We start from the raw sequence: 17179 nt of genomic DNA, 5'->3' as shown, positions 1-17179 counted from the left end.
GTCCACTCGGGCGGTGGCGGCTACTTGAGGGGCAGCCCCTGCGCGGTCCAGCGGTCGGCGCCGTTGCGCTCGACGACGAGCGGGAGGCCGAAGCAGTGCGAGAGGTTGCTGGAGGTCAGCTCCAGGTCGAGCGGGCCGGCGGACAGCACCTTGCCCTGACGGATCATCAGGACGTGGGTGAAGCCCGGCGGGATCTCCTCGACGTGGTGGGTGACCATGATCATCGAGGGCGCGTAGGGGTCGCGGGCGAGCCGGCCCAGGCGGCGCACCAGGTCCTCGCGGCCGCCGAGGTCGAGGCCGGCGGCGGGCTCGTCCAGGAGGAGCAGCTCGGGGTCGGTCATCATCGCCCGGGCGATCAGGGTGCGCTTGCGCTCACCCTCGGAGAGGGTGCCGAACTTCCGGTCCAGGTAGGCGTTCATCCCGAGGCGGTCGAGGAAGGCCCGGGCGCGCTGCTCGTCGACCTCGTCGTAGTCCTCCCGCCAGCTGGCGGTCATGCCGTAGGCGGCGGTGAGGACGGTCTGCAGCACCGTCTGGCTGCGCGGCAGTTTGTCGGCGAGCGCGATGCCGGCGATGCCGATGCGCGGCCGCAGGTCGAAGACGTCGACCCGGCCCAGCTGCTCACCGAGGATCCGGGCGGAGCCGGCGCTCGGGAAGAGGTAGCTGGAGGCGAGGTTCAGCAGGGTGGTCTTGCCGGCGCCGTTGGGGCCGAGGATCACCCAGCGTTCCCCCTCCTTCACCGACCAGGAGACCTGGTCGACCAGAGCCCGTCCTTCGCGGACCACGGATACGTCCACCAGCTCCAGCACATCGCTCATGAGCGCACTGTCTCCCATTGCTTCTCGGTCGTCGTGTGCGCCTGTAGGCGCAGCCCCCCTGCAAACCTACGCCACTCGATGTCAGTGCCGTTCCCTAGGCTGGGGACCATGCTCGACGAACCTCGCTCAGGACGGCTGGCGGCATGGGGAAATGCTCTTTTGGCCGGATTTGTCTCACCTGATGATGCCGCGCACCGGATCGCCGGCGACGACGCGGTGCACCGCGTCTCGGGCCTGCCCGGGGAAGACGCCCCGGTCGGCCTGACGCTCGCCCTGGGGCGGCTGCGGACGCTCGGCGCGATCGGCCTGCGGGTGGCACTGCCGGTGCCGGGGCACCCGCTGGGGCTCAGCGGCCCGCCGGAGTTCAATGCGCGGGCGCTGGAGGCCGAGGAGGCGGTGGTCGCCCAGGGCGCCGGTCTGGGCCTGGTCCCGGAGGTGTTCGAGGCGGGCCCCGAGGGCGCGGCCGGCCCCGATGTGCATGTCGAGGTGGTCTGGCACTGCCTGCCGGCGCGCGAGGCGCCGCCGGCCGACGTGCCCTCGCTGGGCGAGGCCGAGCGGGAGCTGGCGGAGGCCCTGCGGGAGGCGACGGAGGTGCTCTCGCGGCTGGACGTGGCCGGATCCGGCCCGGTGGCGGACGCCGCGCTGGCGGCCTACCGGGCGCGGGCGGAGGCCGGCCGGCAGGTGTTGGCGCCGGGCTATCCGCCGCGGGCGGTGCGGGTGCTGGAGCTGGCCCAGCGGGTCGGCGTCTTGATCGACATCGCCCGGAGCGCGGGCGGGGACGGCCGGGAGCACGGCGCGGCGGTCAGTTCGTCGGAGATCGCGGCCCGCGCCGAGGCGCTGCGGCCGGTGGAGCGCACGGCCCGCCGGGCACAGGTGGCGGCGTACAACTCCGCGGTGGAGGAGCAGAAGCGCCGCCGGGGGTGAACGGGGAAGGTCCCGCCGGCCATGGCGCGGCCGGCGGGACCCACAGGAGAGCCGGGCTGAAGTGCCCTGGACGGCCCGGGAGTTGGCCCCGGGCCGGCGGCGTCAGTTGTTGACGGCCGGGTTGCCGAAGGCGGAGTTGAGCACGCCCACGACGTTGGTGCTGTTGCCGCTGATGTTCACGGGGACGTGCACCGGCGCCTGGGTGACGTTGCCCGAGAGGACGCCCGGGGAGGTCACGGCCTCGCCCTGGGCGTGCCCGCCGTCGTGGGCGAACGCCGAACCGGCGGCGGCACCGACGGCGAGACCGGTGGTGGCAAGGACAAGGGCGGCCTTTTTGACGCTGTTCATGGTGGCGTGTTCCTCACGTGGTGGCACAGGGCCGGAATGACGGTGACTGTGGAGAGCGGACCGGCCGCACGGCCAGGGCTGGCGGGGCCGGTCCGGGTGACCCGCGCGGGCCGGCGGGCGGCCCGGCGCAGGGGTCGGGTGGTCGGAGCGGACGCTCCGACGATCAGTTGTTGACGCAGGCGTTGCCGAAGGTCGGGTTGAGCAGGCCGACCACGGAGGTGCTGTTGCCGCAGATGTTCGCGGGGATGTGGATCGGCGCCTGGGTGACGTTGCCCGAGGCGACGCCGGGCGACCCCACCGCGGCACCCTGGGCCTGGCCGTCGTGCGCGGAGGCGACGCCGGCGCCCGCCAGGACGAGACCGGCCCCCGCCATCGTGATGGCCGCAACCCGCTTGATGTTCTTCACTGCTCTTGCTCCTCGTTGCCGATGCCGTGGCCAGCCGCCACGACTGCACTGGGAAACGGCCCGGCACGGAGCTGGGATACGCCAAACGGGCTACGTATACACGACAGTATGAATCTCGGATCCGCGAGGCGACGTTCGGCTAATAGCTTTGATGGTCCGTCAGTACGCCGTACTCCCCCGTGTTTCAGGCCCCGATGCCGTGTCGCACGGCCCACAGGGCGGCCTGGGTGCGGTCGGCGAGGTCGAGTTTCATGAGGATGTTGGAGACGTGGGTCTTGACGGTCTTCTCCGACAGCACCAGTGCGCGGGCGATCTCGCGGTTGGAGCGGCCGTCCGCGATCAGGCCCAGCACCTCGCCCTCCCGCTCGGTGAGCGAACTCCCGCGTCCCTGGCCGCCGTTGCCGTCCTCCTGGGAGAGCAGCGCGCCGGCCACCTCGGGCTGCAGCAGCACGTGCCCGGCGTGCACCGAGCGGATGGCGCCGGCCAGGGCGTCGGGGTCGATGTCCTTGTAGACGTAGCCGGCCGCACCTGCGCGCAGGGCCGGGACGACGGTGCGCTGCTCGGTGAAGCTGGTGACGACCAGGACCTTGGCCGGGTTGTCGAGGGTGCGGAGCTGGCGGAGGGCCTCGATGCCGTCCATGCCGGGCATCTTGATGTCCATCAGGACGACGTCCGGGCGCAGTTGCTCGGTGGCGGCGATCCCCTCGGCGCCGTCCGACGCCTCCCCCACCACCTCGATGTCGTCCTGGACCTCCAGGAACGTCCGCAGGCCGCGGCGCACCACCTGGTGATCGTCGACCAGCAGCACGCGGATCGCGTGCCCCTCGCCCGTGGCCCGTTCCGTACCGCCCCGCGTGTGGTCAGCCACCGGGCACCTCCATCTCGACAGTGGTGCCCTTGCCGGGCTCCGATTCCACGGTGAGCTTGCCACCGACGCCACCGGCGCGGTCGCGCATCGACACCAGTCCCAGGTGCCGGCCGGCCCGGCGGACCACACGGGTGTCGAAGCCCCGCCCGTTGTCGGCGATCTTCAACAGGGCGCCCTGGCCGGCACGGCCGAGGCTGACCTCGACGCGCTCGGCGCCGGAGTGGCGCAGCGCGTTGTGCAGCGCCTCCTGGGCGACCCGGAGCATCGCCTCCTCCTGGGCGGAGGGCAGGGCCCGTACCCCCTGGGCGGTGAAGGTGACGCGGGCGGAGTGGGCCCGGTCGAGGACCTGGATCTGGGAGCGCAGGGTGGCCACCAGCCCGTCCTCGTCCAGCGCCGCGGGGCGCAGCTCGACGACGGCGGCGCGCAGCTCGTCGGCGGCCTCCGCGGCCAGCGCGGCGACCTGGTGGAGCTCGTCCTTGGCGCGGGCCGGGTCGCGGTCGACCAGGGCGGTCGCGGCCTGGGCGGTGAGCCGGAGCGAGAAGAGCTTCTGGGAGACCGCGTCGTGCAGCTCGTGGGCGAGCCGGGCGCGCTCGCCGGCGATGGTCAGCTCGCGGCTGCGCTCGTAGAGGCGGGCGTTGGTCAGGGCGATGGCGGCGTGCTGGGCGAGTATGCCGAGAAGCCGTTCGTCCTCCTCGGTGAAGCCGCAGCCGCCGGTGGGCTTGGGGCAGCGCTTGTTGGCCAGGAAGAGGGCGCCGAGGATCTCGTCGCCGTCGGCGACCGGCAGGCCGAGGAAGTCGGACATGTCCGGGTGGGCGGCGGGCCAGCCGCCGAAGCGGGGGTCCTCGCGGACGTCGGCGAGCCGCTCGGGGGTGGCGTTGTGCAGCATCGCGGCGAGGATGCCGTGCTGGCGGGGCAGCGGGCCGATCGCCTTCCACTGCTCGGCGCTGACACCGTCCACGACGAACTGGGCGAAGCCCCCGTGGTCGTCCGGCACGCCGAGCGCGGCGTACTCGGCGTCCAGCAGCTCACGGGCCGAGGCCACGATCGTCTTGAGGACGTCGCGCACCTCCAGATGCCTGCTCATGGCCAGGATCGCGGTGCTCACCGCGGGGATCCCGGCTCCCGGTCCGTTGCTCATGCGTTCACCGTACCGGCGCGTCGAGCAGCCGGTATCGGTCCGCCGACGCCGCGTGCCTACGCCGGCGGGCCTAGGTCAAACGCCCCGCTCAGAGTCGTGCGCGCATCACATCCGGGTCTCGTTTATACCGATTCGCACCTATGTATGCCTTATACCCCTTACATGGCTCGTTGCGTCCTCTTATATAGAGAGCCCCATATAGGGGGGTTCGATGGGGAGGTTCGATGCAGGGGGTCGATGGAAGGGCGCCCCGGCGCGGGGGCCGATACGGAGGGGCGGCAGTCGAACCTTTCCCCTTATATAGGGGTGAAGGGAATTAATAGGGACAGAGTGCGTGATTCCGGGGGTGGCTTCGCGTCGATCTCGTCCTGGACGCGGGGGGTCTCGGCGGGAATTCGGTGATCTGCGTCTCACGCCGCCATCGTCGCCCCCACACTCTGGGCATGTCCTCTTCATCGCAGGCGCGTACCGCGCCGACACCCCCCGAGCGTTGGACGCCGACCCACGGAGAGCCCTACCGCCCGGTGCCGTACCGGCCCGAGCGGATGCCCGCGACCGAGTCCCTGGCCCGCGCCGCCGAGCTGCGGGCCCGGATGGACGACCGACGGACGGTGCGGCAGTTCGCCACCGATCCGGTGCCGGAGCAGGTGGTCCGGGACGCGATCGCCTGTGCGGCCACCGCACCGTCCGGGGCCCATCAGCAGCCGTGGACGTTCGTCCTGGTCAAGGACCCCGAGGTGCGCCGCCGGATCAGGGCGGCGGCGGAGGTCGAGGAGCAGCGCTCGTACGAGGGGCGGCTGGGCGAGGAGTGGCTGGCGGCGCTGCGGCCGCTGGGCACGGACGAGGTCAAGCCGCACCTGACCGACGCCCCGCACCTGATCGTGGTCTTCCAGCAGCGGCACTGGCTGGGCCCGGACGGCACCAAGCGCAAGCACTACTACGTGGACGAGTCGGTGGGCATCGCGGTCGGCATGCTGCTGTCCGCGCTGCATCTGTCGGGGCTGGCGGCGCTGGTGCACACGCCGAGCCCGATGCGGTTCCTGCAGGAGGTGCTGGGGCGGCCGGCCAACGAGAAGGCGTTCGCGGTGATCCCCGTGGGGTACCCGGCACCGGACTGCCAGGTGCCCGATTTGGTCCGAAAGTCCCTTGACCAGGTGCTGGTCGAGGTCTGATCCGCACAGCCGGCCCACAAGGTACGCACAGTCTGTGCGATTGCAATTACTACCGGCGAGATAAACCTCGGCCGGATGTGACCCCGCGCATAGGGCGCAGGTCACTTACGACCCCGGTTAGTGGACTAACAAATCCGCCTTGAACTGGGAATATTCCCGTCCCGACGCAATCCGGGCAAGGTCGGTTCCACTAACCGGGGTCGTACGTCACACCATTGCTCGGCGAATTTTCGGCCGCTAAGAATGGCTCCCGTCGCTCGGCGCCGGATCAGAACTCGGCGTACTGCCGCCGCTCATGGCCCGTGCGACGCCCCCCATTGGAAGAGGTCGAGCCGCCATGTCCAAGTACGCCGTCTCCGGTCTGAATCTGACCCGCGTCCACAAGCTCACCGCCGCCGGCATCGCCGCCGCGGGTGCCGCCGCACTGGTCTTCACCGCCGTCCCGGGTGCCGACGCCGGCCAGAGCAAGGCCGAGGCCGCCTCTGCCAGCCTCAACGTCAAGCCGGTGGCCTTCAGCGCCGTCGACACCGCCGCCCGCGCCCAGCAGGCCACCATCGCCCAGCAGGCCGACGCTTCCGCCGCGCAGGGCAAGGCCGAGGCCGCCGCCGCCAAGAAGCAGGCCGAGGCCGAGGCGAAGGCGAAGGCCGAGAAGGAGCGCCAGGTCAAGGAGGCCGCGAGCCGCGCCGCCGTCCGCCAGGCGATCCCCGCCGCCGTCGAGAAGCCGGCCAAGGTCTACCCGAACAACCTGGACGGCTGGATCCGCGAGTCGCTGGCCGTCATGGCCAAGCACAACATCCCGGGCAGCTACAACGGCATCTACCGCAACCTGATGCGCGAGTCGTCCGGCAACCCCAAGGCGATCAACCTCTGGGACTCCAACGCCCAGGCGGGCATACCCTCCAAGGGCCTGCTCCAGGTCATCGACCCGACGTTCCGCCAGTACCACGTCTCCGGTACCTCCTGGGACATCTACGACCCGGTCGCCAACATCACCGCCGCCTGCAACTACGCGGCCGCCCGCTACGGCTCGATGGACAACGTCAACTCGGCCTACTGAGCCGGACGTTCACCGCGGACCGCGGCACCCGCACACACCGCCGAGGGGCGGCACCCGATTCCGGGTGCCGCCCCTCGGCGGTGTGTGCGGTGGTCGCGGGCGCTACTTGCGCATGACCTCCGGCTCGTGGCGGCGCAGCAGCCGCGAGACGACGAGGGCGAGTGTCACGCCCAGGGCGACCAGGATGATCACGTCCATCACGTAGACGCCGGTCTGGTGCTTCCACAGCGGGTCGGGGTTGCCCGGCTCCCACGGCAGCAGGGTGTTCATGTCCTCGGTGGCGCCGAGCGCGGCGACCGCCCAACGGGACGGCATCAGCCAGGAGACCTGGGAGACGCCGACGGTGTCGAAGAGCTGGAAGAGGACACCGGTGAAGACGACCTGGACGATGGCGAACATGACCAGCAGCGGCATGGTCTTCTCGGCCGTCTTGACCAGCGACGAGATGATCAGGCCGACCATCATCGAGGTGAAGCCGAGGGCGATGATCGCGATCGTCATCTCGACGGCCGGGACCTTGGCCACGATCAGGCCCTGGGACGGCATCTTCCGGGTGGAGAAACCGATGGCCGCGATGATCACGCCCTGGAGGGCGGTGGCCACGCCCAGCACGATGATCTTGGACATCAGGTACGCCGACCGCGACAGGCCGGTGGCCCGTTCGCGCTCGTAGATGACCCGCTCCTTGATCAGCTCACGGACCGAGTTGGCCGCGCCGGAGAAGCACATGCCGACCGCGAGGATCAGCGAGATGGTGCTCGCGTCGCGGTTGGTCTGGTGCTTGGAGACCGGGCCGTACCCGAGGCCGTAGTCGCTGGGGATCAGCAGGGAGACCACGCCGAGCACCGCCGGCAGGATCACCATCAGGGCGAGGAAGCCCCGGTCGGAGGCGAGCACCGAGACATAGCGCCGCATCAGGGTCCACAGCTGGGAACCCCAGCTCTGCGACTTCTGTATACGGGCCGGCGGGGCCTGGACGCTGACCGACTGCGGCGGGGCGGCGTCGAGGTCCGCGGCGTACATCTGGTAGTGCGGGGAGCCGCGCCAGCGGCCCGCCCAGTCGTAGTCCCGGTAGTTCTCGAACGCCGAGAAGACGTCGGCCCAGGTCTCGTACTGGAAGAAGTTCAGCGCCTCCTCGGGCGGGCCGAAGTAGGCCACCGAACCGCCGGGGGCCATCACCAGCAGCCGGTCGCACAGGGCGAGTTCGGCCACCGAGTGGGTGACGACCAGGACCGTGCGGCCGTCGTCGGCGAGACCGCGCAGCAGCTGCATGACGTCGCGGTCCATGCCCGGGTCGAGGCCCGAGGTGGGCTCGTCCAGGAAGATCAGCGACGGCTTGGTCAGCAGCTCCAGGGCGACCGAGACGCGCTTGCGCTGGCCGCCGGAGAGCGAGGTGACCTTCTTGTCCTTGTGGATGTCGAGCTTGAGCTCGCGCAGCACCTCGTTGATCCGGGCCTCGCGCTCGGACTCCGCGGTGTCGCCGGGGAAGCGGAGCTTGGCGGCGTAGCGGAGCGCCTTCTGGACGGTCAGCTCCTTGTGGAGGATGTCGTCCTGCGGTACCAGGCCGACGCGCTGGCGCAGCTCGGCGAAGTGCTTGTAGAGGTTCCGGTGGTCGTAGAGGACCTCGCCCTCGTTGGCCGGGCGGTAGCCGGTCAGCGCCTTGAGCAGCGTGGACTTGCCGGAACCGGAGGGGCCGATGACGGCGACCAGCGACTTCTCGGGGACGCCGAAGGAGACGTCCTTGAGGATCTTCTTGCCGCCGTCGACGGTGACGGTGAGGTGGCGGGCCGAGAAGGAGACTTCGCCGGTGTCGACGAACTCCTCCAGGCGGTCGCCGACCAGCCGGAAGGTGGAGTGGCCGACGCCGACGGTGTCGTTCGGACCGACCGGCGCGGTGCCGGACTTGGGGACCGGCTGGCCGTTGACGTAAGTGCCGTTGTGGCTGCCCAGGTCGCGGATCTCGAACCGGCCGTCGGGGGTGGCGCGGAACTCCGCGTGGTGACGGGAGACCTGGAGGTCGGAGACGACCAGCTCGTTGTCGAGCGCACGACCGATCCGCATCACCCGGCCCGAGTCCAGGCGGTGGAAGGTGGTCGGGCTGCGGTCGCCGCCCTGGGCCTGCGGGGCCGGGCGCTGCTGCGGCTGCCCCGACTGCTGGGCGGGGGCGGCCTGCTGGGGCACGCCCTGCTGCGGCTGGCGGGCCTGCTGGGCCTGCTGGGCCTGCTGGGCCTGCTGGGCCTGCTGGGCCTGCTGGGGCGGGACGTACGGCGGCTGCTGGCCCTGGGCCGGGGCCTGCCAGTTCTGCTGGGCCGGCGGCTGCCGCACGGGCTGCTGCTGCGCGGGCGGCGCCTGCCAGCCCTGCTGCGGCGCGGCCGCGGCGGGCTGCGCGCTGAAGGCGTCGGCGGGCGCCGCGGCGGCGGACAGGCTCAGCCGCGGGCCGTCGGTGGCGTTGCCCAGATGGACGGCGGAGCCAGGGCCGATCTCCAGCTGCTGGATGCGCTGGCCCTGGACGTAGGTGCCGTTGGTGCTGCCGTGGTCTTCGATGAGCCAGCTGCGACCTGACCACCGGATGGTGGCGTGCCGCCAGGAGACCCTGGCGTCGTCGAGCACCATGTCGCCCTGCGGATCCCGGCCCACGCTGTAGGTCCTGGACGGGTCGAGCGGCCAGGTCCTTCCGTTCAATTCCAGTACGAGTTCAGGCACTCCAGCCCCATTACATAGTCCCCCGAGTGACGCCCTGTGCGGGAAGTCTAGGGATGGCGAAACATCGTGAGGAACTATTTCAGGCTCGGCCCGCGGACCGGAAACCGGGACGGCGCCGGGGCACGCGGTGCACCCGCCGGCATCCGGCGAACCCTCCCGGAGAGCCGGAAGGGCCCGCGGTGTCTGCGATAGCCGGAATTCTGGGCATTTGATGCACCGCGGCTGGCGTCGGACGCTCTCCGGACCCCGAAGACGCCATACCAAAAGGGGAGTTGGAGTGCCAGCCCGGTCCCTCGCACCGGTGCAACCGGGGAGACGCGACACGAGTGCATAACGATCGCGTCGCAGCCCCCGGGGCCCGGCGCACGGCAGGCCGGACGCCGGCCCGGCACCCCGGAGACGCGGGGTCCGAACCCCGGACGCCCGTACGGCCGCGACCGCCCGCCGGATACCGTGGGGGCACCATGAGCGCATCGCAGACCCCGCCTGCCGCCGCCGCATCAGGCGAAGACGTACCGACACTCCTCGTCAAGATCTTCGGGAAGGACCGGCCCGGCATCACCGCGGGCCTCTTCGACACCCTCGCCGCCTACTCCGTCGATGTCGTGGACATCGAGCAGGTGGTGACCCGGGGACGCATCACCCTGTGCGTACTGGTCACCGCCCCCTCCCCCGGTGAGGGCACCACCGGGTCCTCCGAGGGCGACCTCCGGGCCACCGTGCACAGCTGGGCCGAGTCGCTGAACCTCCAGGCCGAGATCATCTCCGGTCGTGGCGACAACCGTCCGCGCGGTGTCGGCCGCTCCCACGTCACCGTGCTGGGCCACCCGCTCACCGCGGAGTCCACCGCCGCCATCGCCTCGGCCATAACGGCCACCGGGGGCAATATCGACCGTATTTTCCGGCTCGCCAAGTATCCGGTGACGGCCGTCGAGTTCGCCGTCTCCGGCGCAGCGACCGAGGCGCTGCGCACGGTGCTGGCCCCGGAGGCGGCCCAGCTCGGGGTGGACGTCGCGGTGGTCGCGGCCGGACTGCAGCGCCGGGCGCAGCGGCTGGTGGTGATGGACGTGGACTCCACGCTCATCCAGGACGAGGTCATCGAGCTGTTCGCGGCGCACGCCGGCTGCGAGGCCGAAGTCGCCGAGGTGACCACCGCCGCGATGCGCGGCGAGTTGGACTTCGAGCAGTCGCTGCACGCCCGGGTCGAGCTGCTCCGCGGGCTGGACGCGTCCGTGGTGGACCTGGTCCGCAAGGAGGTGCGGCTCACGCCGGGGGCCCGCACCCTCGTCCGGACACTCAAGCGGCTCGGCTACCAAGTGGGCGTGGTCTCGGGCGGCTTCACCCAGGTCACCGACGCGCTCCAGGAGGAGCTGGGGCTGGACTTCGCCTCCGCCAACACCCTGGAGATCGTCGACGGCAAGCTCACCGGACGGGTCATCGGCGACATCGTGGACCGGGCCGGCAAGGCCCGGCTGCTGCGGCGGTTCGCCCACGAGGCCGGGGTGCCGCTGGCGCAGACCGTCGCGATCGGCGACGGCGCCAATGACCTGGACATGCTCAACGCCGCCGGACTGGGGGTCGCCTTCAACGCCAAGCCGGTGGTCCGCGAGGCCGCGCACACCGCGGTCAACGTGCCGTTCCTGGACACCGTGCTCTATCTGCTGGGGATCACCCGCGAAGAGGTGGAGGCGGCGGACACCCACGCGGAGTGAGCGGCCGGGCCCGGCCCGCCGCCCCTTCCGGCCCACCACCGGCTCCCGGACGACGGACGGGGCCCCGGTGCGCACGATGCGCGCCGGGGCCCCGTCGCATGTCACCCGCCCGCCGCGGGTCGGGCACCGTCGGCTCGCCCGGCGTCCGGGAAGGCGCCGGGGGTGGCCTCAGGCGTGCGGCGACCAGAACGCGACGAGCCGGCCGATGCCGTGCTCGACCGCCTTCCAGGTGCCGTTGAAGGTCAGCACGGCCATCGACGCCGTCGGGAAGCCGCTGCGGTTCATCCGCGCCAGCAGATCCCCCTCGGCCTCCCCCGCCAGGGCGTCGGCGAGGGCGTGCACGCCGGGGTTGTGCCCGACGACCAGCAGGTCGCTCACTTCGTCGGAGGTCTCGTTCAGGATCGCGATGAGCTCGCCGAGAGAGGCTTCGTAGAGCCGCTCGTCGTAGACGGTCTTCGGCCGCTGCGGGAGCTCGGAAACGACCAGCTTCCAGGTCTCGCGGGTGCGGGCGGCCGTCGAGCAGAGGGTCAGTTCGGGGGTGACACCGGCTCCGGCCAGCCAGCGGCCGGCGACCGGGGCGTCCTTGCGGCCGCGGTCGGCGAGCGGACGCTCATGATCGCTCTCGTCGGACCATTCGGCCTTGGCGTGTCGGAGCAGGACAATCCGGCGGGGTGTATCGACGCTCATGCGTCCCAGCTTCGCATGAAACCCGCCGACCGGCGCGGGGTGTTGAAGCGCTGCGCTCGGCCGGGTGATGCTCGCCGTCGGCGCCGGCAGGCGCCCCCGCGCGGGCACCGCTCACCCCCCGAGCCGGAGCATCCGGGCGAGGAATTCCAGCAGCGGCGCGAGGCTCTGCGTGGCTCGTCCGGCGCCGGCCGCACCGGCCTCGCCGGGACTCACCACCAGCGCCAGCAGGGCTATGAAGGAGACCACCGGCAGCGCCAGCCCCCACCACGGCAGCGCCTTCCGCAGGCGCGGTGCCTTCGCTGCGGACGAACGGCTGAACGCGGCGGACATGGCGGGCTCCAGGAGAGGTCGCGGGGGCGGCGCGCCCCGCGAGCGGCGGCGCGCCCACCGCGATGCCGCGGTGTGACTCCGACGCTACGGATCTCCGGCGGCCGTTCCCATCCGGGAGGCCCCCTATTCGTCCCTGATACCCGCCCCCTAGGGGACGGGGGGACAACCCCACCACGGGGCGTCCGACCGGCGGCCGCACCGGGGAGCCGGCCGCCGCCGGATCATGGCGCGGCGATGCTCGCGACGATCGCCACGACGACGGTGACCCCGAGCATCAGACCCAGGACGAGCAGCAGCTTCTTCTGGCTGCCCTGCGGATTCGGTTCGAGCACTGGCATGCGCCCAGTGTCGCACCCGCCCTCCGCGCCGCACCGGCCAGGGCTCGCGAGCGGGTGCGAGGGGCGCGGTGCGGCGCCTCGGGAGCCCCCCCCGGAGAGGACCCGTGACCGGGCGGTTCAGCCGCCGGCCGGCACCCTCACCGCTCGTCCTCGATGCGGCGGTTACGCCCCGCCAGCACGCCGACCGCGATCTGCGGCACCATGAGCCCCACCATCAGCGCGATCGGCAGCCCCCAACCACCGCTGTGCTGGTAGAGCGTGCCGACCAACAGCGGACCGGGGATGGAGATCAGATAGCCGACGCTCTGCGCGAAGGCGGAGAGCTTGACCACCCCGGCCGGGGTGGCGGAGCGCATCCCGATCATCGTCAGGGCAAGCGGGAAGGCGCAGTTGGAGATGCCCATCAACAGCGCCCAGCCCCAGGCACCGGCGGCCGGCGCCAGCCACAGACCGGTGTAGCCGGCCAGCCCGCACACGCCGAGCGCGACCACCAGGGGACCCTGGTGCCGCATCCGGGACGCAAGCCGCGGCAGCACGAAGGAGAGCGGCACGCCCACCGCCATGGTGACGGCCAGCAGCACCCCCGCGGTGCCCGCCGAGACCCCGGCGTCGCGGAAGATCTGCGGCATCCACCCCATGGTGATGTAGGCGGCGGTCGCCTGGAGGCCGAAGAAGACCGCGAGCGCCCAGGCGGTCGGCGACGAGGTGATCCGGATGGGCGGTTCCCCGGCGCCCGGCCTGCCGCTCCCCGGCGCCACCCCTGCCGGCCGCCGCCGCAGCACCGCCAGCCAGGGCAGCACCGCGAGCGCGGCGAGCAGCGCCCAGACGGCCAGGCCGGTGCGCCAACTCCCGCCCAGCGCCGCCGTCATGGGGACGGTGAGCGCCGCGGCGAGCGAGGTGCCCAGGGCCAACGCCATCGAGTAGAGCCCGGTCATCGACCCGACCCGGTCGGGGAACCAGGTCTTGATGACCACCGGCAGCAGCACGTTGCTGACCGCGATGCCGGCCAGCGCCAACGCGCTGCCGGCCAGGAAGCCGGGCGTACCGCCGGCGAACGGGCGCACCACGACGCCCACCCCGATCGCGGCCATGCCGGCGCAGACGATCGCGCCGGGTCCCCAGCGCCGGGCCAGCCGGGGCGCGGCGAAGCCGAAGACGGCGAAGCACAGGGCCGGGACGGACGTCAGCAGGCCGGCGACGGTGCCGCTCATGCCGAGCCCGTCGCGGACCTCCTTCAGCAGCGCGCCGAGGCTGGTGATCGCCGGGCGGAGGTTGAGCGCGGCGAGGACGAGACCGGCGATCACGATCCCGGTCAGCCAGCCGGCGGCGGGCCCGGACTCCGGGACGCGCTCGGGGACGGCGTCGGGGCGCACCGCACCGGTGTCCCGGGCGGGCGGGGTGACGGGGGTCAGGGGCTCGGCGGCCGGGCCGAGGGTCGCGAGGTCTTCGTCTGCCATAGGGGACATCATAGAATCATGGGATGAATAGTTGTCCAGGGGAAATCGGTAGCCTCGGCACACCTCCACGGCGCCCCGGACCCCGCCGCCCCGCCCCTGTCCGCGCCGCCTCCGTCCGCCCGGACCCCCGGGCCCAGCACCCCGGAGCCCTGCCATGCCCCTGACCTCGCCCCGCCGGTCCGCGCTGGCCGACCAGGTGATCGCGCAGCTGCGCGCCCAGATCACGTCCGGCGACTGGCCGGTGGGGTCCCGCATCCCGACCGAGCCGGAGCTCGTCGAGCAGCTCGGGGTGGCCCGCAACACCGTCCGCGAGGCCGTCCGGGCGCTGGCCCACAACGGCCTGCTCGACATCCGGCAGGGCTCGGGCACCTACGTCGTGGCCACCAGTGAACTGGCCGGGGTGATGAACCGCCGGTTCGCCGACGCCGACCCCGGGCACGTCGCCGAACTGCGCTCCGCCCTGGAGGCCGAGGCCGCCCGGCTCGCCGCGTACCGCCGCACGGAGCAGGATCTGCGCCAGCTCGACGCCCTGCTGGAGCGGCGCGAGCGGGCCTGGGAGTCGGGCGCCGCCGAGGCGTTCGTGGCGGCCGACGCGACCTTGCACATGGCGGTGGTGGCGGCCTCCCACAACGACGTGCTGGCCGCGATCTACGCCGATCTGGGCGGCGTGCTGCGCGACTTCCTGCGGGCCGACGTCGGCGCCGTGCTGCGGCCCGAGGCGCACATGGACCACTCCCGGCTGGTGGAGGCGATCCGCGCCGGGGACGGGGAGCGGGCCGCCGCCGAGGCGGGCGCGCACCCCTTCGGCTGCCGACCGGGCGAGGGGGCCTCGGGGGAGTCGAAGGAGCCCTAGGTGTATTGCCCTGTGAGGTTGGGGACGCGGCTGGCGGGTGGTTGGCCTGCGAGTGCGGTGTGTCCGCGGTGGTGATTGTAGGTGTGTAGCCATTGTGGGAAGGCTTCGCGTCGTTCGGTTTCCGAGCGGTAGGGGCGGGCGTAGGCCCATTCGTCGAGCAGGGTGCGGTTGAGGCGTTCGACTTTGCCGTTGGTCTGGGGTCGGTAGGGCCGGGTGCGCTTGTGGGTGATCCCGGCCGCTGCCAGCGCGTCCCGCCAGTCGTGTGAGCGGTAGCAGGAGCCGTTGTCGGTCAGGACCCGCTCGACGGTGATCCCTGCCTGGGTGAAGAACGCCTGGGCGCGTTGCCAGAAGGCGGTGGCGGTCTCTTTGCGCTCGTCGGTGTGGATCTCGCTGTAGGCGAGGCGGGAGTGGTCGTCGACGGCGGTGTGGATGTAGCTGTAGCCGGCGTTCGAGCGGGTCTTGCGGCCTGCTTGCCGGCCGAGCGCCTTGTGGCCGCCGCCGTCGGGAATGTTGCCGAGCTTCTTGATGTCCACGTGCACCAACTCTCCTGGTCGTTCACGCTCGTAGCGGCGTATCGCACGGCCGGTGGCACGGTCGAGGTGGGACAGGCGGGCCAGACCGAAGCGGGTCAGGACGCGGTGCACGGTGGACGGCACCAGGTGGAGCAGGCCCGCGATGCGGGCGGGGCCCCACCGGCGCAGGAGGCGGACCTTGATGATCCGCCGTTCGGTGCGGGTCGGGGTTCGTCCCGGGCTGCGGTGCGGGCGGCTGGAGTGGTCGGCCATGCCCGCCTCGCCGAGCTGACGGTAGCGGTCTGCCCATCGCTGGGCCGTGGTCGGGGAGACCTGGAAACGTTCGGCTGCCCTGCGCAGGGGCCAGCCGTCCTCGACCACACAGCGGGCCAGGCGCAGGCGTCCGGTCTCGGTCAGGGGTGCATTACGGTGGGGCATGAGGGCCTTTCTGTCGGTGTAGACGTCGCAATCCACACCGAACCGGAAGGCCCTCACCCGTTCAAGATCCCCCAGCCGAGACCTGGCTCACCCGTCCACAACCTCCCCGGACAGAACACCTAGGGGGAGTCGAACAGACTCCGTAGGGGGCGTCAACGCCCCCTCGGGGCCACAACGGGGCGGGGGCCGGGGGCTATTCCCGGGCGAGGGTTCCCAGCGGGGGCAACGGATGCACCGCCGGCGCACGCGCGGCGCAGGCCACCGGGCAGCGCACGCACACGCAGCGGACGCGCCCCTGCGGCGCACGCGCGGTGGGGCACCCCTGCGGCGCACGCACGGTGGGCACGCCCCGGCAGCGCACGCACAGCGGTGAGGTCCCGGCAGCGCACCCGCGCACGGCAGGGCCGTCCCTGCGGCGCACGCGCGCAACGGTGGGGCACCCCGCGAGCGCACGCGCACGCTGAGGACGCCCCTTCCGGCGCACGCGCACGCTGGGGACGCCCCGCCCCAGCGCACGCACGCGCGGTGGGGGTCCCACGTGCCGACACGGAGCGGAGGCGGCCCGGCACCCGGTCGTCTCCGCTCCGGAATGCCGCACCGCCCGCCCCGGTGGACCGGGACGGGCGGTGTCGGCGGGTGGTGGGCGTCAGGCGCCCATCATGTGCACGCCGCCGTCGACGTGCACGATCTCGCCCGTCGTGCGGGGGAAGAAGTCGGACAGCAGGCCGACGACACCGCGGCCGGCCGGCTCCGGGTCGGCCAGGTCCCAGCCGATCGGGGCGCGGTGGTTCCACACGTCCGCCAGCTCCTCGAAGCCGGGGATGGACTTGGCGGCCATCGACTTGATCGGGCCGGCCGAGACCAGGTTGCAGCGGATGCCCTTCGGGCCCAGGTCGCGCGCCAGGTAGCGGTTGGTGCTCTCCAGCGCCGCCTTGGCCACGCCCATCCAGTCGTACTTGGGCCAGGCGATCTGCGCGTCGAAGGTCAGGCCGACGATCGAGGCACCGTTGCTCATGAGCGGCAGGCAGGCCATCGTCAGCGACTTGTAGGAGTACGCCGAGACCTGCACGGCCGTCGAGACGTCGTCCCAGTCGGCCTCCAGGAAGTTGAAGGCGCCCTGCGGGCCGAAGGCGATGGAGTGCACGATGCCGTCGAGGCGGGCGTCCTCGCCCAGGTGCTCGCGGACCTTGCCGGCCAGCCCGTCCAGGTGCTCCTGGTTGGTCACGTCCAGCTCGATGACCGGGGCGGGCTTGGGCAGCCGCTTGGCGATCCGCTCGACCAGGGAGAGCCGGCCGAAGCCGGTGAGGATGACGTCGGCGCCCTCGTTCTGGGCGACCTTGGCCGCCTGGAACGCGATCGACGACTCGGTCAGCACACCGGTGACCAGGATGCGCTTGCCTGCGAGGATTCCACTCATGCTG

General features: G+C 72.1%; 17 protein-coding genes. 5 read left to right on the top strand and 12 right to left on the bottom strand.

Features of this window, described 5'->3' with window-relative positions; all coding sequences use genetic code 11:
• Positions 1-20: 20 nt before the first annotated feature.
• Positions 21-815 (bottom strand): ABC transporter ATP-binding protein, encoded by a 795-nt coding sequence (locus SNOUR_RS29995; RefSeq protein ID WP_067353153.1) that lies wholly within the window; start codon positions 813-815, stop codon positions 21-23.
• A 108-nt stretch (positions 816-923) separates the two neighbouring features.
• On the opposite strand from SNOUR_RS29995, the gene SNOUR_RS29990 reads away from it, so the two are divergent.
• Positions 924-1739 carry an Rv1486c family protein gene (locus tag SNOUR_RS29990; protein ID WP_067353151.1) on the top strand — a complete coding sequence of 272 codons (816 nt, stop codon included), beginning with the start codon at positions 924-926 and terminating at the stop codon, positions 1737-1739.
• 102 nt (positions 1740-1841) lie between these two features.
• Here SNOUR_RS29990 and SNOUR_RS29985 read toward each other — a convergent pair whose 3' ends face one another.
• The 4 genes from SNOUR_RS29985 to SNOUR_RS29970 all read right to left on the bottom strand — a co-directional run bounded on the left by SNOUR_RS29985 (position 1842) and on the right by SNOUR_RS29970 (position 4499).
• Positions 1842-2087 carry a chaplin gene (locus SNOUR_RS29985; protein WP_067353148.1) on the bottom strand — a complete coding sequence of 82 codons (246 nt, stop codon included), beginning with the start codon at positions 2085-2087 and terminating at the stop codon, positions 1842-1844.
• A 163-nt stretch (positions 2088-2250) separates the two neighbouring features.
• A complete protein-coding gene (locus SNOUR_RS29980; RefSeq protein WP_067358921.1) occupies positions 2251-2460 on the bottom strand; it encodes a chaplin in 210 nt (69 codons plus the stop codon).
• A 217-nt stretch (positions 2461-2677) separates the two neighbouring features.
• Entirely contained in the window at positions 2678-3361 is a 684-nt protein-coding gene (locus SNOUR_RS29975; RefSeq protein ID WP_067353145.1) for a response regulator, read from the bottom strand.
• Positions 3354-4499: a GAF domain-containing sensor histidine kinase gene (locus tag SNOUR_RS29970; protein WP_039637638.1), complete on the bottom strand. Its 1146-nt coding sequence runs from the start codon at positions 4497-4499 to the stop codon at positions 3354-3356. Before SNOUR_RS29970 ends, SNOUR_RS29975 begins: the two co-directional genes overlap by 8 nt.
• A 443-nt stretch (positions 4500-4942) precedes the next feature.
• On the opposite strand from SNOUR_RS29970, the gene SNOUR_RS29965 reads away from it, so the two are divergent.
• A complete protein-coding gene (locus SNOUR_RS29965) occupies positions 4943-5671 on the top strand; it encodes a nitroreductase family protein (protein ID WP_174717914.1) in 729 nt (242 codons plus the stop codon).
• A gap of 337 nt (positions 5672-6008) precedes the next feature.
• Positions 6009-6728, top strand: coding sequence for a transglycosylase SLT domain-containing protein (locus SNOUR_RS29960; protein WP_067353141.1), 720 nt, complete (start codon positions 6009-6011; stop codon positions 6726-6728).
• Positions 6729-6830: 102 nt separating this feature from the next.
• On the opposite strand, the gene SNOUR_RS29955 is transcribed toward SNOUR_RS29960, so the two are convergent.
• Positions 6831-9431: an ABC transporter ATP-binding protein/permease gene (locus SNOUR_RS29955; RefSeq protein WP_079142962.1), complete on the bottom strand. Its 2601-nt coding sequence runs from the start codon at positions 9429-9431 to the stop codon at positions 6831-6833.
• Positions 9432-9895: 464 nt separating this feature from the next.
• Between SNOUR_RS29955 and serB the strand changes: the two genes are divergently transcribed.
• A complete protein-coding gene (gene serB / locus SNOUR_RS29950; protein ID WP_067353136.1) occupies positions 9896-11143 on the top strand; it encodes a phosphoserine phosphatase SerB in 1248 nt (415 codons plus the stop codon).
• A 168-nt stretch (positions 11144-11311) separates the two neighbouring features.
• On the opposite strand, the gene SNOUR_RS29945 is transcribed toward serB, so the two are convergent.
• The 4 genes from SNOUR_RS29945 to SNOUR_RS29935 form a co-directional block, all read right to left on the bottom strand.
• Positions 11312-11830, bottom strand: a complete 519-nt coding sequence (locus SNOUR_RS29945; protein ID WP_067353133.1) for a SixA phosphatase family protein — start codon at positions 11828-11830, stop codon at positions 11312-11314.
• Between the two features lie 111 nt (positions 11831-11941).
• Positions 11942-12160 (bottom strand): hypothetical protein, encoded by a 219-nt coding sequence (locus tag SNOUR_RS29940; protein ID WP_067353130.1) that lies wholly within the window; start codon positions 12158-12160, stop codon positions 11942-11944.
• A 221-nt stretch (positions 12161-12381) separates the two neighbouring features.
• Positions 12382-12498, bottom strand: a complete 117-nt coding sequence (locus SNOUR_RS48535; protein ID WP_258017738.1) for an SGM_5486 family transporter-associated protein — start codon at positions 12496-12498, stop codon at positions 12382-12384.
• 137 nt (positions 12499-12635) lie between these two features.
• On the bottom strand, positions 12636-13955 hold the full coding sequence (locus SNOUR_RS29935; RefSeq protein WP_067353127.1) for a CynX/NimT family MFS transporter: 1320 nt from the start codon (positions 13953-13955) through the stop codon (positions 12636-12638).
• Between the two features lie 154 nt (positions 13956-14109).
• Here SNOUR_RS29935 and SNOUR_RS29930 point away from each other — a divergent pair, with 154 nt between their 5' ends.
• Positions 14110-14808, top strand: a complete 699-nt coding sequence (locus SNOUR_RS29930; RefSeq protein ID WP_067353125.1) for a FadR/GntR family transcriptional regulator — start codon at positions 14110-14112, stop codon at positions 14806-14808.
• Here the strand turns inward: SNOUR_RS29930 and SNOUR_RS29925 are convergent.
• A complete protein-coding gene (locus SNOUR_RS29925) occupies positions 14805-15758 on the bottom strand; it encodes an IS481 family transposase (protein ID WP_067358055.1) in 954 nt (317 codons plus the stop codon). The genes SNOUR_RS29930 and SNOUR_RS29925 overlap by 4 nt on opposite strands.
• 646 nt (positions 15759-16404) lie before the next feature.
• Positions 16405-17175 (bottom strand): enoyl-ACP reductase FabI, encoded by a 771-nt coding sequence (fabI, locus tag SNOUR_RS29920; protein ID WP_067353122.1) that lies wholly within the window; start codon positions 17173-17175, stop codon positions 16405-16407.
• Positions 17176-17179 lie beyond the last annotated feature (4 nt).

It is taken from the genome of Streptomyces noursei ATCC 11455, assembly GCF_001704275.1.
Taxonomy (GTDB): domain Bacteria; phylum Actinomycetota; class Actinomycetes; order Streptomycetales; family Streptomycetaceae; genus Streptomyces; species Streptomyces noursei.
The sequence above is the reverse complement of the archived record's forward strand: the minus strand, read 5'-3'. Positions and strand labels throughout refer to the sequence as shown.